The sequence below is a fragment of the uncultured Rhodospira sp. genome, assembly GCF_937138205.1.
Lineage (GTDB): Bacteria > Pseudomonadota > Alphaproteobacteria > Rhodospirillales > Rhodospirillaceae > Rhodospira.
In genome coordinates this window covers 1-15404 of record NZ_CAKZOT010000009.1, presented here as the reverse complement: position 1 = coordinate 15404, position 15404 = coordinate 1, and the positions used below count along the sequence as shown (strand labels likewise).

The following is a 15404-nucleotide window of genomic DNA, read 5'->3' as shown; positions in this document are numbered from 1 at the left end:
CTCAAGTCTAAACGTGTGGGGGGCAGCTGTCTCATGATCGTTGGCACAGAGGGGGGCGTCCGCGAAGCACCCTATCCCATCGGCACCGTGATCTCGACGGTCAGGCCGGCCTCGCTGAAGTCGAAGGTGGCCAATCCGTTCAGGTCGTGCCGCGCGGCGGTGTCGATCAGTTCCATGCCAAAGCCGACACGGTCCGGCGTCTTCGCCGGCGGGCCGTCGCGTTCCCACCAGACGAGCCGCCAGTGCTGCGTGCCGTCGCGCTTGACGACATCGCCGCAGAGTTCCAGGTAGCCTTTCTCGTCGGACAACGCGCCGTATTTGACGGCGTTGGTGGCCAGTTCATGCACGATCAGCGCCAGCCCAAGGGCCGGCGGCCCGGCAAGGGTCACCTGCGCAAGCTCCGCCACGTCCAGGATATCATGCCCCTTGCGAAAATGGGGCGCCAGAGTCGCCTCCAGCAGTTCGGGCACCGTGGTCTCCCCTGCGATCCCATGCAACAGGACATCCTGGCACTGGCCGAACACCGCCAGCCGGTCCAGGAAGGGCATCCTGAACTCCTCCAGCGAGGCGGAGCGCCGCATAGTCTGCCAGGCGATGGACTGGATCGTCGTCATGATGTTCTTGATGCGGTGGTTCTGCTCGCGCATCAGCCGCTCGCGGCGTTCCTCGCCGAGGCGCTGTTCCGTCACGTCCTCTATCGACAGCAGGATCAGGTCCATATGGTCGAGTCGTGTGGCGTCGACCAGCATGACCCGCGACCCGATATACGGAAAGGCGTGCTCCACCTCGAAGGCATCAACAGCCTTTTCCCGGGGGAGCACTTCAGTGATCAGGTGGTGCAGTTCGGGGATGTCCCACTGGCCGTTGCCCAGTTCGGAAAGGTAGCGTCCCTCGGTCATGTCCGAACGCACGTGGAAATTGTCGTAGAACGCCTGGTTCGCGGACACCACCTTCTGCGTGGGGTCGAGAATGAGCAGCGGCGCCCGCACGGTCTCGACAATGGCCTCGGCGAACGCCTTGGCCTCTTCCAGTTGGCGTTCGTACCCGCGCCGTTCGGTGATGTCGGTGAAGGTGACCACGACGCCGTCGATACGGTCGTCCTCGGTGCGATAGGGCAGGATCCGGCGCAGGAACCAGCTGTCGTCCTCGGTGCTGGGAACCTCGCGCGTCAGCGGTTGAAGTGTCGACAGAACCTCTCGCGCGTCCGCCTCGAAAGCCCCGTCGGCCACCCGACAGACGAAACTGGCCAGGGGGCGCCCCATATCGGTGGGCGTCAGGTCGATCAGGCGGCGCACGCCCGGGGTGAACCAGCGCACATGCATGGCGGGGTTCAGGAACAGGGTCGGGGTGTCGGTGCTGTTGAGGAGGTTGTTGAGATCGTTGCTCTTGGTTTCAAGCTCCTGCACCTTGCTTTGTAGCTGATTGTTGACGGTATTCAGTTCCTCGTTCAGGGATTGCAGTTCCTCCTTGGAGCTTTCCAGTTCCTCGTTGGTCGACTGCAACTCCTCGTTCATCGACATGATTTCCTCGTTCGAGGCCTTCAGGTCCTCGTTCGAGGCTTCAAGCTGGCGCACGGTCAGCCGCAACTGTTCCCGAGTCGCGAGCAGGTCTCCTTCCAGCGTGGGCTGGGCCTCCGGCGCGGCATCGGGTTGATCCGTCGCGGCCCGCGCCTCGTGCGGCGATGCCTCGGGCGCCGTCGGTCGGGTCGGCCAGCTTTCGAAACTGATCAGCAGGACCGTGTTGTCCGTGCTGTCGCTGATCGGGGTGACGGTCACGGTGACGGGGACAGGGCGCTCTTCCCTCGTCACCAGCGCCTCGCCACTCTGTGTGCGCCGCTGCTCCGTGGCTGTTCGTGTCAGTTCCCGCACCGTGTGGTGCAGGGCGTCGCGCAGGTGCCGGGTCAGGTCGCGCGTGGGCTCGCCGTCCGGGTGGCGGAGGAACGGGCCGGTGTCGCCATGCACCGACAGAATGCGCAGCTCCGTGTCCGTCAGCACGGTCGGCGGCGCGTAGCGGTCAAGCAGCACGCGCCGGGCCAGGTCACCATGATCGCGCCGCCGGACGGGCGGATCGGACGGCGGCGGCCCGACCCGGTCCGGCCCCACCGGTACAGTGCCGACGACCGGGAACTCGATGCCGGTGCGGTGCAACGGCCCGGTGCGCCGATGAATGCGCCACCGTTTGGAGAGAGTCTCGAACCCGTCGTCCGGCGCGACGGCGGTCTCGACGGAGCCCAGGAACAGGGCGCCGCCGTCGTTCAACGCGAACTGGAACAGCCCGATCAGCTTCCGCTGGATCTCGGGTTTCAAGTAGATCAGGACATTGCGGCAGGTCACCAGGTCCATCCGCGAGAACGGCGGGTCGCACAACAGGTTCTGCGGGGCGAAGGTGACAGCGTCGCGCAGGGTCGGTCGCACGCGGAAGGTATCGTCCTCGCGCGTGAAAAAGCGCTGCACGCGGCGCTCCGGCAGGGCCTCGACCACACTGGCGGGATAGACACCCTCGCGGCCGATGGCCAGGGCATCCTCGCTGGCGTCCGTGGCGAACACCCGGACGGAGATGGCGACCCGGGCGGCCTCGACCTCCTCGATCAGCAGCATGGCCAGGGAATACGCCTCCTCGCCCGTGGCGCAGCCGGGCACCCAGGCGCGGATCGGGCGATCCGTGTCCTGCCGGGTGACCAGCGGCGCGATGACCGTCTCGCGCAGCGCCTCCCAGGCCTCGGGGTCACGGAAGAAACTGGTCACGTTGATCAGCAGGTCGCGGGACAGGGCCGTGGCTTCCCGAGGGTCCTCCCGCACCAGGACGAGGTAGTCGTCGATCGTGCGCGCGCCTTTCAGGCCCATGCGGCGGTGGATGCGCCGGCCGACGGTGGCGTCCTTGTAGCAGCGGAACTCCTGGCCGGTGGTGGCTCGCACCGTGGCCAGGATCTGGTCCAGGGGGGCCGGGAGTGCCGTCCCCCGCTGGCCGTCAGAAAGGGGCGGGATGGTCGCGTCGTGAAGCACCACGTCGCGGATCGTGCCGGGCAGCGACTCGACCGGCTGCACGATGTCGGCCAAGCCGGTCGCCACGGCCTGACGGGGCATTCCCGGATATTCCGCCGTCTCGGGGTCCTGCACCGCGACCAGGCCGCCGGCATCCTTGACCCGCTGGATGCCGGCCGAGCCGTTGCTGCCGGTGCCTGAGAGGATGACACCCACCGCGCGCTCGCCGCGCAGGGCGGCGACCGAGGCCAGGAAATGGTCCACCGGGCGGCGCTTGACCCGGTCCTGATCGATCTCTTCCAGGTGGAAGGTGTCGTCCTTCAGGCTCAGCAGGGCGCCCGGCGGGATGACATAGACCCGGTTGGGCTGGACGGGCATGTCCTCCGCCGCCGGCTCCACCGGCATGGCGGTGTGCGTGGCCAGGATCTCCGACACACGGCTCGCCACGGACGGGTCCAGGTGGAGAATGACCACGAAGGCCATGCCGGTGTCCGGCGCCATGTGGTCGAAAAAGGTGTTCAGGGCGGCAATGCCGCCGGCGGACGCCCCCAGCCCGACGATGGGGAACGGAGTGTCTGGAGCGGAGGACATGATTCCCTCATTGGGCGCGAGACAAACGGCTCATACAAACACGGCCGGCCCCGCCTTCCACGAAAGCCCGCCGGGTCGGCGGCCATCTCGATGGCCACGGCAAGAGGCGCAAACAACGCGAGCCAGGGTGCAGTCTGGCAAACAAACCGAACACGACTAACTACTATACGTCTACACCCCCTACAATCGCATAGTCTCAATGCCATCCAACGGAGGGGGGCGCGGCGGTCCACGCGACCGGTTCCCCCTCTGGCGTGGGTCGGCGTGCTCGATGCGTTCCTGGCCCATGACGGCGCGGCGGTTCTGCACTGCGATGTAGACCCGCACGAGCCGCCGCTGCCGCCTCACCTGACGCTGGAGCAGGCCAAGCAGATGGCCAAGGCCCTGATCCGGGGCACGCCGGAGGGCGGCAAGATCGCGCGCACCGTGACCGGCAGCGTCGTGCGGGAACTGATCTGAACCGGTCGCGCTGTGTCCTCGGCCGGTTCACGAATCCGACCAAAAAAATCGGCTACCGGTGCAACGGACGCCCCATCCAGGCGTTGATTCCATGACCGCCTTCTGAAGGCGCCCGATCAATGGGGTGCTTCAGAATGGCCTCACGAGACCAAGGAGGTAACGATGAAACGGACTGTCACGACGATGGCCGTTGCCATGGCCACCACCGCCGCCCTCAGCGGGGCCGCCTTGGCGCAAGGCTTGGCCTATCCGCGCGATGCGACCGTGAACGGCCGCGTCACGGCGGTGAACGAAGAGGCCGGCACCTTCACCGTGGCCGCGCGTCATGGTCCGGTGACTGTGCATATCAATCGCCTCGGGGACAACCCGATTGATGACGTCGGGCGCGTCCAGATCGAGCGCAACGACCTGGTCAGTGCGTCGGGGATGCTCGATCTCGCCGAGGAGGACCGGACGGAACGCACGATGCAGGCGGGGACTGTCTCCGTCCACATCGACAGCTCTGCCGCACCGTCACACTAGCGGCAGAGAGTCTCCGTTGAGGCTTTGGGCGGGGCCGACATGGTCCCGCCCAGAGTCCGTTTGAGAAGTCCGTTTGAAGCGTGGCAGTTACGGCGCCGGCCTGAGCCGGTGTCGTCGGCCCCGCGAGCCACGGAACCTGAAAGGATGGAGCCCGCGCGATGCCCGCGAAGTCTCAAGCACAGCAGAAGGCGGCTGGCGCGGCCCTGGCCGCAAAGCGGGGCGAGACCGACCCGGACCACCTGGCCGGGGCTGCCAAGTCCATGTACGCCTCCATGGACGAGCAAGAATTGGACGCCATGGCATCGACCGACAGGAAGGGGAAGCCGGAGCACCAGTCGAAAGGCGCGTCATGACCGATCCATCTCCGCCCGTTTCCGACGAGCGTGCCTCACCTGTCAACGAAGAGGCTATTGAAACCCTGTCCCGGCGATACAAGTCGGTGATCACGGCGTCGATCACGATCAACAGGCCGAAACGGGACGTCTATGCCTTCTGGAGCAACGTCGAGAACCTGCCGGCGTTCATGGAGGGTCTTGAGGCGATTCACCCCCTTGAGGAGGCGGGGCGATACCGCTGGATCGTCGCCGCGCCGGGCGGCCGCACGCTGGAGTGGGATACCTTCCTCACCGAAGACGCCCCCAACACCTGCCTCGCGTGGACATCCGTCGAATGGGCGCGCGTTCGCAATGCCGGCCGTATTGAATTCCAGGATACCGGGTCCGACGGGGCGACCCTGGTCAACGCCGTCATCGCTTATGACCCGCCGCGCGGCATGGTGGGGAGGTTGGCGGTGAAGATGTCGCCGGCGGAGTCCCGCGCGCGAACCACCCGCGAACTCGCGCGCCTGAAACAGTTGCTCGAAACCGGCCAACCGGACGAGACCGCTGATCCCGCCGCCGGATCAGCGCCCCCGCCCCAGGGTTAGCCTAGAACTTGCTCAGTGGCGTGCTTGGCCCGTCGTCTCGATGCGCGCGCGGACCTGGTTCGGCAGTTCGTCGAGCATGTGGTCGAGCTCGGTCGTGTTGAGCTTCCGCTTCAGCAAGGCGACCACGGAGACAAGGGCCTCCTCGGCATCGATTTCCGGATGCTCCGACAGGCGGTCGCGCACGGATGCCAGGAACGCATCAACGGAGCGCTCCCGCGACGGCGTGTCGGCCGGCTTCCAGCCCTCGAATTAGATGCCGCGGACCAGGGTGCACGCTTTGCCCGCAAGCTCTTCGCGGGAGTTCGCACCGCCCACGCAACGTTCGCCGCGCGTCGGCGTTTCTCAACAAGGGCCAGTCCTGTTTCGCATGGGTTCGCGAGACCCGGGTCACATCGATGAACGGGAGAAACCGATGTTCGGACACGCGCGGCACCAGGCGCTCGGTCGGTTGCGCCGGTGGTTTTTTGCGGTGTGGGTTGGGTTGACCATCCTTGCCGCCCTCTACATTGGCCTGCTGGCCCCACTGGTTGCCTATCTGCATGACGACCTGTGGTTGATCGCGGTGATCATTCCCCCGCTGATGATTTCGCTCCTGGGCATCGGCCTGGGGTGGCTCGTCTGGCTGGTCACGGCGCGCCGGCCGGAGCCCGGCTCTGGCCCGCGTCGGACGCAATCCGAGGTCAATGGTCGGCGTGATCCCGACAGGGTCGGGTAGCCGCGAGAGGCGGCGCCGCCGCTAGACCGTGAGTGTGCCGATCGGGCCGCCCCGCGACGGAACCCGGTGCCGGGGCCATGCGTTTTTTAGGGAAAGGGTTCGGCGCACGGACGGAACGCCTGTCCCGCCGGTCGGGCCTTACGCTCGCCCGAAGACGATAGCGAAACAGAGGACCCCATGGACACCACACGACTGCACGAAACCGCCACCGCCCTTGTCGCCGACGGCAAGGGCCTGCTGGCCGCCGACGAAAGCACCGGCTCGATCCGCAAGCGCTTCGAGGCCGTGGGCGTGGAGTCCACGGAAACCAACCGGCGCGACTACCGCCACATGCTGGTCGGCACGCCGGGTGTGGGCGACCATATCAGCGGCGTCATCCTGTTCGACGAGACCATTCGTCAGGCCGCGCCGGATGGCACGCCGTTGGTGCGCCTGATCGAAGACGCCGGCATGATCCCTGGCATCAAGGTCGACAAGGGCGCCAAGCCGCTGGCGCCTCACCCCGACGGCGGCGAGACCGTGACCGAGGGGCTGGACGGCCTGCGCGACCGCTTCCACGAGTACGCCGCCATGGGGGCGCGCTTCGCCAAGTGGCGCGCCGTCTACAGCATCGGCGGCGGCCGCCCGACCGATCGCTGCATTCAGGTCAACGCCCACGCCCTGGCGCGCTACGCCGCGCTGGCCCAGGAGGCCGGCCTCGTGCCCATCGTCGAGCCCGAAGTGCTGATGGACGGCTCGCACAACATCGAGGCCTGCTTCGCCGACACCGAGGCGGTGCAGCGCGCCGTGTTTCGCGAACTGCACGCCCAGGGCGTGATGCTGGAAGGGATCCTGCTCAAGCCGAACATGGTGATCTCCGGCAAGGACGCCACCGACCAGGCCGACCCGGACACGGTGGCGGAGCGCACCCTGGCGTGTTTCCGCCGCACCGTGCCGGCGGCCGTGCCGGGCATCGTGTTCCTGTCCGGCGGGCAGGGCGACGAGCAGGCCACCGTCAACCTGGACGCCATCAACCGCCGCGCCCGGCGGGACGGCGCGCCGTGGTCGCTCAGCTTCTCCTACGGCCGCGCCCTGCAACAGGCGGCCCTGAAGACCTGGGCCGGGGACAACGACAACGCCGAGGCCGCGCGCGCCGCGTTCCTGGAACGGGCCGAGGCCAACCGACAGGCGGCGCTGGGCCAACTGGCGGCGTGAGGGCGCGCGGGGATGGCGCGCGTTTTGATCGGAACCTCCGGGTGGCACTACGACCACTGGGTCGGGCCGTTCTATCCGGACGGCACCCGGCCCGCCGACCGGCTGGCGCACTACGCCGGCCGGTTCCCGGCGGCCGAGGTGAACACCACATTCTATTCGCTGCCCTCCGCGGACACGCTGGCGACGTGGCGCGCGCTGACGCCGGACGGGTTCGTCTTCGCCTGCAAGGCCAGCCGTTACATCACCCACATGAAGAAGCTGAAAGACCCGCAAGAGAGCCTCGCGCCCTTCCTTGAGACGGTGCGGGCACTTGGTGATCGGGTGGGACCGCTGTTGTTCCAGTTGCCGCCGAAGTGGCGCGCCAATCCGGATCGGCTCGACGCGCTGTTGGCGGCGGTGCCGACGGCTTATCGCTGCGCCGTGGAACCGCGAGACGAGAGCTGGTTTTCCGACGAGATCGACGCGGTCCTGTCCCGCCACAACGCGGCCTTTGCTGTCTACGACATCGACGGCCGAACATCGCCGGTCAAGACCACGGCCGACTTTGCCTATGTGCGCCTGCACGGACCCGGCAAGGCTTACGAGGGATCCTATGATGACGCGGCCCTGGGTGCCTGGGCCGACCGGATCCGGGCCTGGCGGGACGGTGGCCCGGACGTGTACGTGTTCTTCGACAACGACCAGGACGGCCACGCGCCGCGCGACGCGGCGCGGCTGATGGAGATGGTCGCGGATGGGGGTGGTGGCTGACCGCAGGCGTCAGAGGAACCCGGATCGTGCGGCGCTACACCAGCCGGCGGGGAATGGCCTCGTCCCAGTTCTTTGACCAGATGCGGACGTCACCCTCATAGGCGTCCAGTTCGGCCCGCAAATAGAACCGCTCCGCGTCGCAGGTCAGGACTGTGCGGGTGACCGTCTCGACCCGCCAGCCGTCGCGTTCGAACCCGCGCCGCCACAGCGTTTCCCCGCGCGGGCTGGTGAAATCGCCAGCCCTGACGGAGTAGGCCTCGCGGGTGTCCGTCCACATCTCCAGCCCGTCTTCCTCCAGCCGTGTGCGGCCCTCGTCCTTGATCACATGCAGGGTCGACCGCCCGTCGGTCAGGTCGTGCTCGACCCGCCATGTGCTCTCGCCCGGATGCACCGTCGAGACGGCCAGGGGCAGCGCCGTGCGCGGCGCGTCGAAAGGACCGCCGGCCGGCGCATCGGCGCGGCGCACCGGCAGCGTCAGCGTGGTGCCCTCCAGGTGGACGCGCAAATCCACCGCCGACGGCGCCGGCCAGGCCAGCGGCCAATAGGACGTGGACAGCGACAGCCGCAGAGGGTGGCCGGCGCGGAACACCTTGGCCGCGTCGTTCATCCACACGCGGGCGGTGTGCGTCTCGCCCGGCGCCAAGGGCTCCGGCTGCTCGTGTCCGTCGCGGTGACAGAGGTTGAGCAGGCCGTAGGTGACCCGCGCGGCCTGCCCGTCGGGCATGACGTCCGACAGCCGCGCCGCCACCATCGCCACCGGGGCGTCCGGCGTGACGGTCAGGTCGACGCGAGGCCGGCCCAGGATGACCAGGTCCTCGTCCAGCGGCTCCGTCTCGAACACCAGGCAGCCGCCGTCCTCCGCGCGCTGATCCCCCGCCAGATCCGGACCGGCCGCATAGGCGCACCACTTGCCGGCGTACAGGCCGACCGTCAGCGGTGAACTCAGGGTGAGGATCCGATCATCGCCGGGCGCCTCAGGCGGCCGGATGGAATGCGCGCCCAGGGGGTGCGTGACCTCGGTCACGTTCGCGCTCGGCCAGACCGGCTCGCTGATCCAGGTGCCGGCCTTTTCGCTGTAGGCCGTCTGTGGCGGCATGGCGTCTTCCAGGAAGACCGCCCCCAGTTCATAGGTGTAGAGGTCATGCTGGGGCAGATCGGACAGCCGCTGGTCCATACCCTGAACCTGGCCCACCTGATGCCCTTGTCGCCGGTCTGGGCCGGGCCGGCGCGCAATGCGCACCTGGACGGTCCGCCGCTGCTGCTGGCCGAGACCTCGGGCTCGACACCGTTCCGCCTGTCGACCCATGTCGGCGATGTCGGTCACATGCTGATCGTGGGACCGACCGGGGCCGGCAAGTCGGTGCTGCTGGCGCTGTTGGCGCTGCAGTTCAGGCGCTATGCCGGCGCCCAGGTGTTCGTCTTCGACAAGGGCAACTCCACCCGCGCCGCCGTGCTGGCCATGGACGGAACCCACCATGTGTTGGGGGCCGACGGCACGCTGGCCTTCCAGCCCCTGCGCGGCATCGATGATCCGGCCACCCGAAGCTGGGCTGCCGAATGGATCGGGGCGTTGCTGGTCCACGACCCGCGCCGATGGAGGGCCATTCTGCGGCGTCAGGTTCCGCAGGAGTCCAAGGAAATGGCATGAGGGCCACGCGGGCGCGCGGTCAAACCACACGCCCCTGGTGGTGCGCGCGCACCTGATTACGGCCGTTTTCCTTGGCGGCATACAGGGCCTCGTCCACCCGGTGGAACAAGGCGTCCTGTGCCTCGGCGGGGTTCGTCGCGGCCACACCCACGCTGGCGGTCAGCGCCTCGTCGATGTCCGGCAGGCGCGTGGTTTCGACGGCCACGCGGATGCCCTCCATGGCCGTGCGGGCCCCCTCCAAGTCAGTCTCCGGCATCAGAATGCAGAATTCCTCGCCGCCCCACCGCGCCACCGTATCGGCCGCCCGAACCCGGGCCGTCAGCACCCGTGCGACCGTTTGGAGCACCCGGTCACCGCAGGCATGGCCATAGCGGTCATTGAACCGCTTGAAGTGGTCGATATCGACGATCGCCATGCTCAAGGCCTTGCCGTAGCGCCTGGCCCGTTCCAGTTCCCGGGCCAGGGTTTCGTCGAAAAAGCGCCGATTGAACAGGCCGGTCAGGGCGTCGGTGGAAGCCATGCGCTGGATGATGGCGTTTTTCTCCACCAGTTCGCGGTTGGCTTCCTCGGTGATCTCATTGGCGCGGCGGAGCTCGACGGCCTGGGCTTCCAGTTCGACCTGGACCTTGCTGACGGTCTCGTACGCCTCGGACAATTCCGCCATCTTGTCCCGCAATTCCTTGGTCCGTTCCGCCACCCGCGCTTCAAGCTGCTCGTACAGCCGGGCGTTCTCCAACGACACCGTGATCTGACCGGCGAGCATGTCGAGGACGGCCACCCGCTGCTCGGTGAACGCGTTTGGCGTGACCCGGTTCTCCAGGTACAGCAGCACGGTCACCTCGTCCCGCGCCCGAATTGGCAGGCACAGGGCGGAGCAAATGCCGTGGCGTTCCAGCGGGATCGCGTAGTCCACCCGGCCATCCGATGGAGCCTGGGGGACGATCACGGTCTTGCGGGTGGTCATCACTCGGTTGACCAACCCAACGGGCAGCATCCGCTCGGTCACCGGTCCATTGGCCTCGGGAAGAACCTGGGTTGCCTCGCCGGCCCGTTTCTCGGCCCACAGCCTGATGTCGCCGTCGCTGTTGGCCCGCAACAACATGCCCCGGTCAGCCCCGGCGTTTTCGAGAACCGTCTGCATCATCCGGTCCAGCAACCGGCTGAGCACGATTTCGGCGCCGATGGCCTGGGATGCCTTTAGCACAGTGCCCAGATCCAGGTCCTGGTGGCTGATGGACTCCCTGGACTCGACCTCACCGCCGCGCTCACCGCCCAGGCCGATGTCTCCATCGGTGGTCAACAGCAGGCCGTACCGCGCTTTCATGTGCGCGGCCTTGGCCCCTGCCCCCCACGACGCATAGGCGCGGGTCGCGTCGCGAAGAGCCATGGCCCCAACCTGGACGCGCCCCTCTTCCAGGCAGACCCGCCCCAGCCATTCCTGGATCACCGCTTGGTCCCAGAGGTAGCCATGCCGCCTGGCCCCGTTGATCGCTGAGTCGAGCAGGTCCAATGCGGCGTCGCGGTCTCCGTCCAGCCAAGCGAGCAGGCCGGCCATGGCGGCATACTTGTGGGCGAAATTCATCGGCCCGTGTGCGGCCCATTGCCGCATGTCCTGGACCTGGGCGTCCATGGCGGCGCGGATCTCTCGTTGTTGATCCGGCGTGGGCGGCGCATCGGCATCGCGCAGCACCATCACCCGCCCCATGAACCCAAAGAACTGGAACACCGGCACGATGACGATGCCGTTGCAGGCCGCGAGAAACTGTTGGCCCGTCTCCAGATGATGGGGGATGCGCGCCTTGTCCTCGAACGTGACGGCCAGGATCAGCTTGCACAGGTGATACAGCAGAATAAAGGTCTTGTCGGGCTCGTCAGGCCCCGGCGCACTGACCCGATCGTCGAAGATCTCACCTTCAAGCGCGACCGGATCGGGCGACTCCGTCCTCAGGGTGCGGACGGTCTGCCAGAACAGGCGGGTCCACCGTCCGATCTCATGATGCCCGCAGTCGTTCTCGATCACCGAGAGGCGTTCGGCCATGGTGGCCTCCACCTCGGGCAGCCGCGTGCCAACCCACAAGGTATGGTGGCAGTAAACCAGCGAGTTCAGGGACGCATACAATAGGTCGCCATGGCTGTATGCCTGACGATACCCCTCCATCAAGGGTGCCAAGGTTTCGGTCAGGTGGTGGCGCCAGTGATGCACGAACAGATAGACGTTCAGGTACAGCCGGCCCCTGACGTGCCCGGCCTTGAAGCGGTCGGCCAGTTTGAACGCCAGCTCACCGAAGGCCTGCCCTGCCTCGTATTGGCGGGCCACCACGCACAAGGCCATAGCATAGGTGGAATAGCCGGCCACCGCGTCAGCACTATTGCCGTGCCTGACGAACCATTCGACCTGCTTGAACACCATGCACAGGAACAGGGTCGGCTCCGAGTTGAAGGTCGGGCCGGCCATGGCGTTGCAGATGCGCATGAACCCGTGCGCCGTGGGGTCGGTCATCTCGGGAAGCGAGGCCAGATCCTCGATGGTCCGCTCCGCCAGCACCGCCTGGGCCTGCGCCAGGCCGGCGCCGATGTCCTCGCCGGTCGGGTGGCGCGGGAACGACACCCCCAGGTCCTCAAGGAACGCGAGGCCGATGTCGATGGAATGGGCCATGGCGCCGTCGGCGTTGGCCCTGAGGACTTGGTATTCGACCGCAAGGGTCTTGTCTAACGGCGTGGCGGCGTGATCCAGCACCGCCTGAATCATGGTGTCCAGAAGCTCGTGCTGGTGGGTGATGAAGGCCCCTGCCACCGCTTGGTCATGCAAGCCCAGGGTCAGATCGTAGGCGACATGCCAGGAGTCCTCCGGCAACAGGACCAAGCCCAGGCGCGCATACTCAAGCATCGGCCCGAAGCCACCGGTGGTGGCGGCTTTGCGGCTCGCGTGCAGGGCCAGGCCAGCCACCGCCAGGCGCTCCGACGGGTCGCTCAGCAGATCCCGCGCCCACTGGAAGTGATACATCAGTTGAAAGACGTGCTCGTCGATCGCGGGGCCTGACAGCGCGTCCCGCAGGGTGCGCCCGATGCGCAGATGCGCGGCCGTGCGCTCGTCGCGTTCAAGCAGGGCGAGCGCAGCCTCCTGGATGCGGTCGTGGACGAACCGATAAGAGGCGTCGGGGTGATCCACCGAAGGGCGGCCCGTCGCCCCGGTCCCGTCGTGCCGCCCGGTGGGTTCCACCAGTCCGGCGTCCATGGCGTGGGCCATCGCCCGCGCGGTCTGGGCCAGGGACTGATCGCTCAGCACGGCCAGGGTTTTCAGGTCGACGCCAGCATCGGCGCACGCGTTCATGACCAGGACCCGCTGGGTCGCCTCCGTCAGAGCATGAAGCCGTTCGACCATCAGGTCGGCCACGTTCTCGGCGGCGGCCATCCGCTCGACGGCCTCGGATTTCCAGTCCCACCGGCCCCGCCGGTGATCGAACGCCAGACTGCCGCCTCGGATCAGGGTTTGCAGGAATTGGGTCAGGAAGAACGGGTTACCCAGGGTCTTGTCGAAACACGCCCGGGCCAGGTCGGCGACGTCCTCGGCCGGTCGGCACAGGCATTCGGCCACCACGTCAGCGACGGACTCGTTTCCCAACCGGGAGAGATGGAGGGTGGACAGGCCGACCGGCGCTTTTTCGAGATCAGCCATGGTAGCGCGCAACGGATGATCAGCCTGGACCTCGTTGTCACGATACGCGCCGACGATCAGCAGGTTGTGCAAGGCGTCGGCGCGGCCGAGGGCGGCCAGAGTCTGCAACGAGGCGACGTCGGCCCATTGCAGGTCGTCGAGGAAGAGCACCAGAGCCCGCCCCTCGGCCGTGAAGGCCTGGAGGAGCTCGCGAACTATGAGGACAGCGCGGGCCTGGGCCTCGTGGGTCGGGACTTGCTGCGCCGTGCTCGCGGGCGGCAACACGGTCGCAAGGCCGGGGACCAGTTCCACCGCCAGCGCCGTGTTTTCATCCAGGCGCTCAGGCAGGCTGTCGCGGAACGCCGCCACCGCCTCTTTGTCCCGGGCCAGCATGTCGGAGACCAAGTGTCCCAGGGTCTCGCTGATGGGCAGGTACGGCACGGAACTGGCGGACGGGTCCAGCTTGGCGGACACGAACCGGTCGCCCGGCCCGTCCATCACCACCTCCAGCTCGCGGACCAGCCGGGTCTTGCCGCTGCCGGATTCGCCGGCAATCAAGACCATCTCGAAGCCGCCCTGTCGGGCTCGGGCATGAGCGGCTCGCAGCGTCGCGATATCCCTCTGGCGACCGTGGATCCGCGACGGCGCGCGCAGATCACTGGAGGAATCGGCGGCTTGCAGGCGCACGGCCTCAAGGGGACCGCCCGCGCGCGCCTGCTCCAGCAGGGCTTCCAGATCGACCCGCAGGCCGAAAGCGCTCTGGTAGCGGTCCCGGGGATCCTTGGCCAGGAGCCGGGCGACCACGGTGGCCACCGGTCGGGGGACCTGCGGATTCAGGTCCGACACATCGGGGGCCGGTCGAGTCAGGTGGGCGTGAATCACCTCCATCGGTTCCTGGGACCGAAACGGGACGCCACCCGTCAGGCCTTCAAACAGCAACACGCCCAGGGAATACAGATCACTGCGGTGATCGATGGGCGAGCCGGTTCGCCCCGTCTGTTCCGGCGAGACGTAGGACAAGGCACCCACCAGGTCGACCGATTCGGCGGAATAGGGCATACCGGGGTCGCGTCTCACCGCCACCGCCGCGTCCATGAGGCGCACTTGGTCCGTTTCAGGGGACCACAGAAAGCTCGCCGGATTGATATTGCGATGGACGATCCAGGCGCCATGCAGGTCCTGGAGGGCATCGGCGATGTCCACGGCCCAGGACACGGCCCGGGTCCAGGGAACCGGAGCATCCCTCAGGGCCTCGGACAGCACCCGACCCGGTTCATCGTCGAACACGATGGCCCTGGCCCCATTGAACAAGCCGAGCGAAAGTGGGCGCAGGATGCGGTCCCCGTTGCCCAGCGACAGAATCTGGACTTCCTCGCCCAGTGCCTTGTGGCACGCCTGGAACGTCGCCTCAGGAAGGTCATCGGCGTTGACCGCCTTGACGATAACGCGCCGGCCACGCTCGTGATCAAACGCCCGCAGATACCGGAACAGGTGGCCCTGTTGCACCAGGTCCTCGACAGCATACTGTGGCATTGCCTTGACCTGAGGCTGTGGCCGGACAGAAGGACACGCGACGGCAAAGGTCGCCCGGGAATACTACTGCCGTGTCGAGGCTCGACTCAAACCAATTGTGGGCACCGCCATATCTTGGTGGAACAAGAACTGACACATCGCGGTGCGACTTTATTCTATGGTTGGCCATAGAGCGATCAAGCAATTACGACAAGAAAACGACAATCGCCTAGCTGAGGTGTGACCGCATGAGGCGGCGCCACGCCGCCGACACGACCGATGCGGCCGCATCTTGACTCCACCAAAAATGTGAACGGCTGATTCACTTGGCACCGGCACACTCAACACGTTGAGCCAGGGCACTGTCCCAGTGTACCAAGGCGCGCCTCTAGCCTGTGTTCGCGGTCGATAGGCACACCCGGGCGGTCTGGTCGATGCCAAGATGTTGAGAT

10 protein-coding genes and 2 pseudogenes are annotated in these 15404 nt (G+C 67.1%); 8 read left to right on the top strand and 4 right to left on the bottom strand.

Translation table 11 applies throughout. From position 1 onward, the window contains the following. Positions 1-71: 71 nt before the first annotated feature. Positions 72-3572, bottom strand: a complete 3501-nt coding sequence (locus Q0309_RS01365; RefSeq protein WP_299436605.1) for a chemotaxis protein CheB — start codon at positions 3570-3572, stop codon at positions 72-74. A gap of 264 nt (positions 3573-3836) precedes the next feature. Here Q0309_RS01365 and Q0309_RS01360 point away from each other — a divergent pair, with 264 nt between their 5' ends. The 4 genes from Q0309_RS01360 (at position 3837) to Q0309_RS01345 (ending at position 5478) form a co-directional block, all read left to right on the top strand. Beyond that, positions 3837-4031: a hypothetical protein gene (locus Q0309_RS01360; protein ID WP_299436602.1), complete on the top strand. Its 195-nt coding sequence runs from the start codon at positions 3837-3839 to the stop codon at positions 4029-4031. A 162-nt stretch (positions 4032-4193) separates the two neighbouring features. Further along, complete coding sequence (locus Q0309_RS01355) at positions 4194-4553, top strand: hypothetical protein (RefSeq protein ID WP_299436599.1); 360 nt, start codon at positions 4194-4196, stop codon at positions 4551-4553. Positions 4554-4711: 158 nt separating this feature from the next. Continuing rightward, positions 4712-4906: a DUF3008 family protein gene (locus Q0309_RS01350; RefSeq protein ID WP_299436596.1), complete on the top strand. Its 195-nt coding sequence runs from the start codon at positions 4712-4714 to the stop codon at positions 4904-4906. Beyond that, a complete protein-coding gene (locus tag Q0309_RS01345) occupies positions 4903-5478 on the top strand; it encodes an SRPBCC family protein (RefSeq protein ID WP_299436593.1) in 576 nt (191 codons plus the stop codon). The genes Q0309_RS01350 and Q0309_RS01345 overlap by 4 nt, the downstream gene beginning before the upstream one ends. A 12-nt stretch (positions 5479-5490) precedes the next feature. Here the strand turns inward: Q0309_RS01345 and Q0309_RS01340 are convergent. Next, positions 5491-5712, bottom strand: a pseudogene (locus Q0309_RS01340) (DUF2267 domain-containing protein); the annotation flags it as partial. Between the two features lie 178 nt (positions 5713-5890). On the opposite strand from Q0309_RS01340, the gene Q0309_RS01335 reads away from it, so the two are divergent. The 3 genes from Q0309_RS01335 to Q0309_RS01325 all read left to right on the top strand — a co-directional run bounded on the left by Q0309_RS01335 (position 5891) and on the right by Q0309_RS01325 (position 8137). Next, the gene (locus Q0309_RS01335; protein WP_299436590.1) at positions 5891-6193 is read left to right on the top strand and encodes a hypothetical protein; all 303 of its coding nucleotides are present in this window, start codon (positions 5891-5893) and stop codon (positions 6191-6193) included. A gap of 177 nt (positions 6194-6370) precedes the next feature. Continuing rightward, on the top strand, positions 6371-7387 hold the full coding sequence (locus Q0309_RS01330) for a class I fructose-bisphosphate aldolase (protein WP_299436587.1): 1017 nt from the start codon (positions 6371-6373) through the stop codon (positions 7385-7387). Positions 7388-7399: 12 nt separating this feature from the next. Beyond that, a complete protein-coding gene (locus Q0309_RS01325; protein ID WP_299436584.1) occupies positions 7400-8137 on the top strand; it encodes a DUF72 domain-containing protein in 738 nt (245 codons plus the stop codon). A gap of 34 nt (positions 8138-8171) precedes the next feature. Here the strand turns inward: Q0309_RS01325 and Q0309_RS01320 are convergent, their stop codons facing one another. Next, a complete protein-coding gene (locus Q0309_RS01320; protein WP_299436609.1) occupies positions 8172-9233 on the bottom strand; it encodes a CocE/NonD family hydrolase C-terminal non-catalytic domain-containing protein in 1062 nt (353 codons plus the stop codon). Between the two features lie 63 nt (positions 9234-9296). Between Q0309_RS01320 and Q0309_RS01315 the strand changes: the two are divergent. Then, positions 9297-9722 (top strand): annotated as a pseudogene (locus tag Q0309_RS01315) (conjugal transfer protein TrbE); the annotation flags it as partial. 82 nt (positions 9723-9804) lie between these two features. Here Q0309_RS01315 and Q0309_RS01310 read toward each other — a convergent pair. Further along, positions 9805-14973: a diguanylate cyclase gene (locus Q0309_RS01310; protein ID WP_299436581.1), complete on the bottom strand. Its 5169-nt coding sequence runs from the start codon at positions 14971-14973 to the stop codon at positions 9805-9807. Positions 14974-15404: the final 431 nt, after the last annotated feature.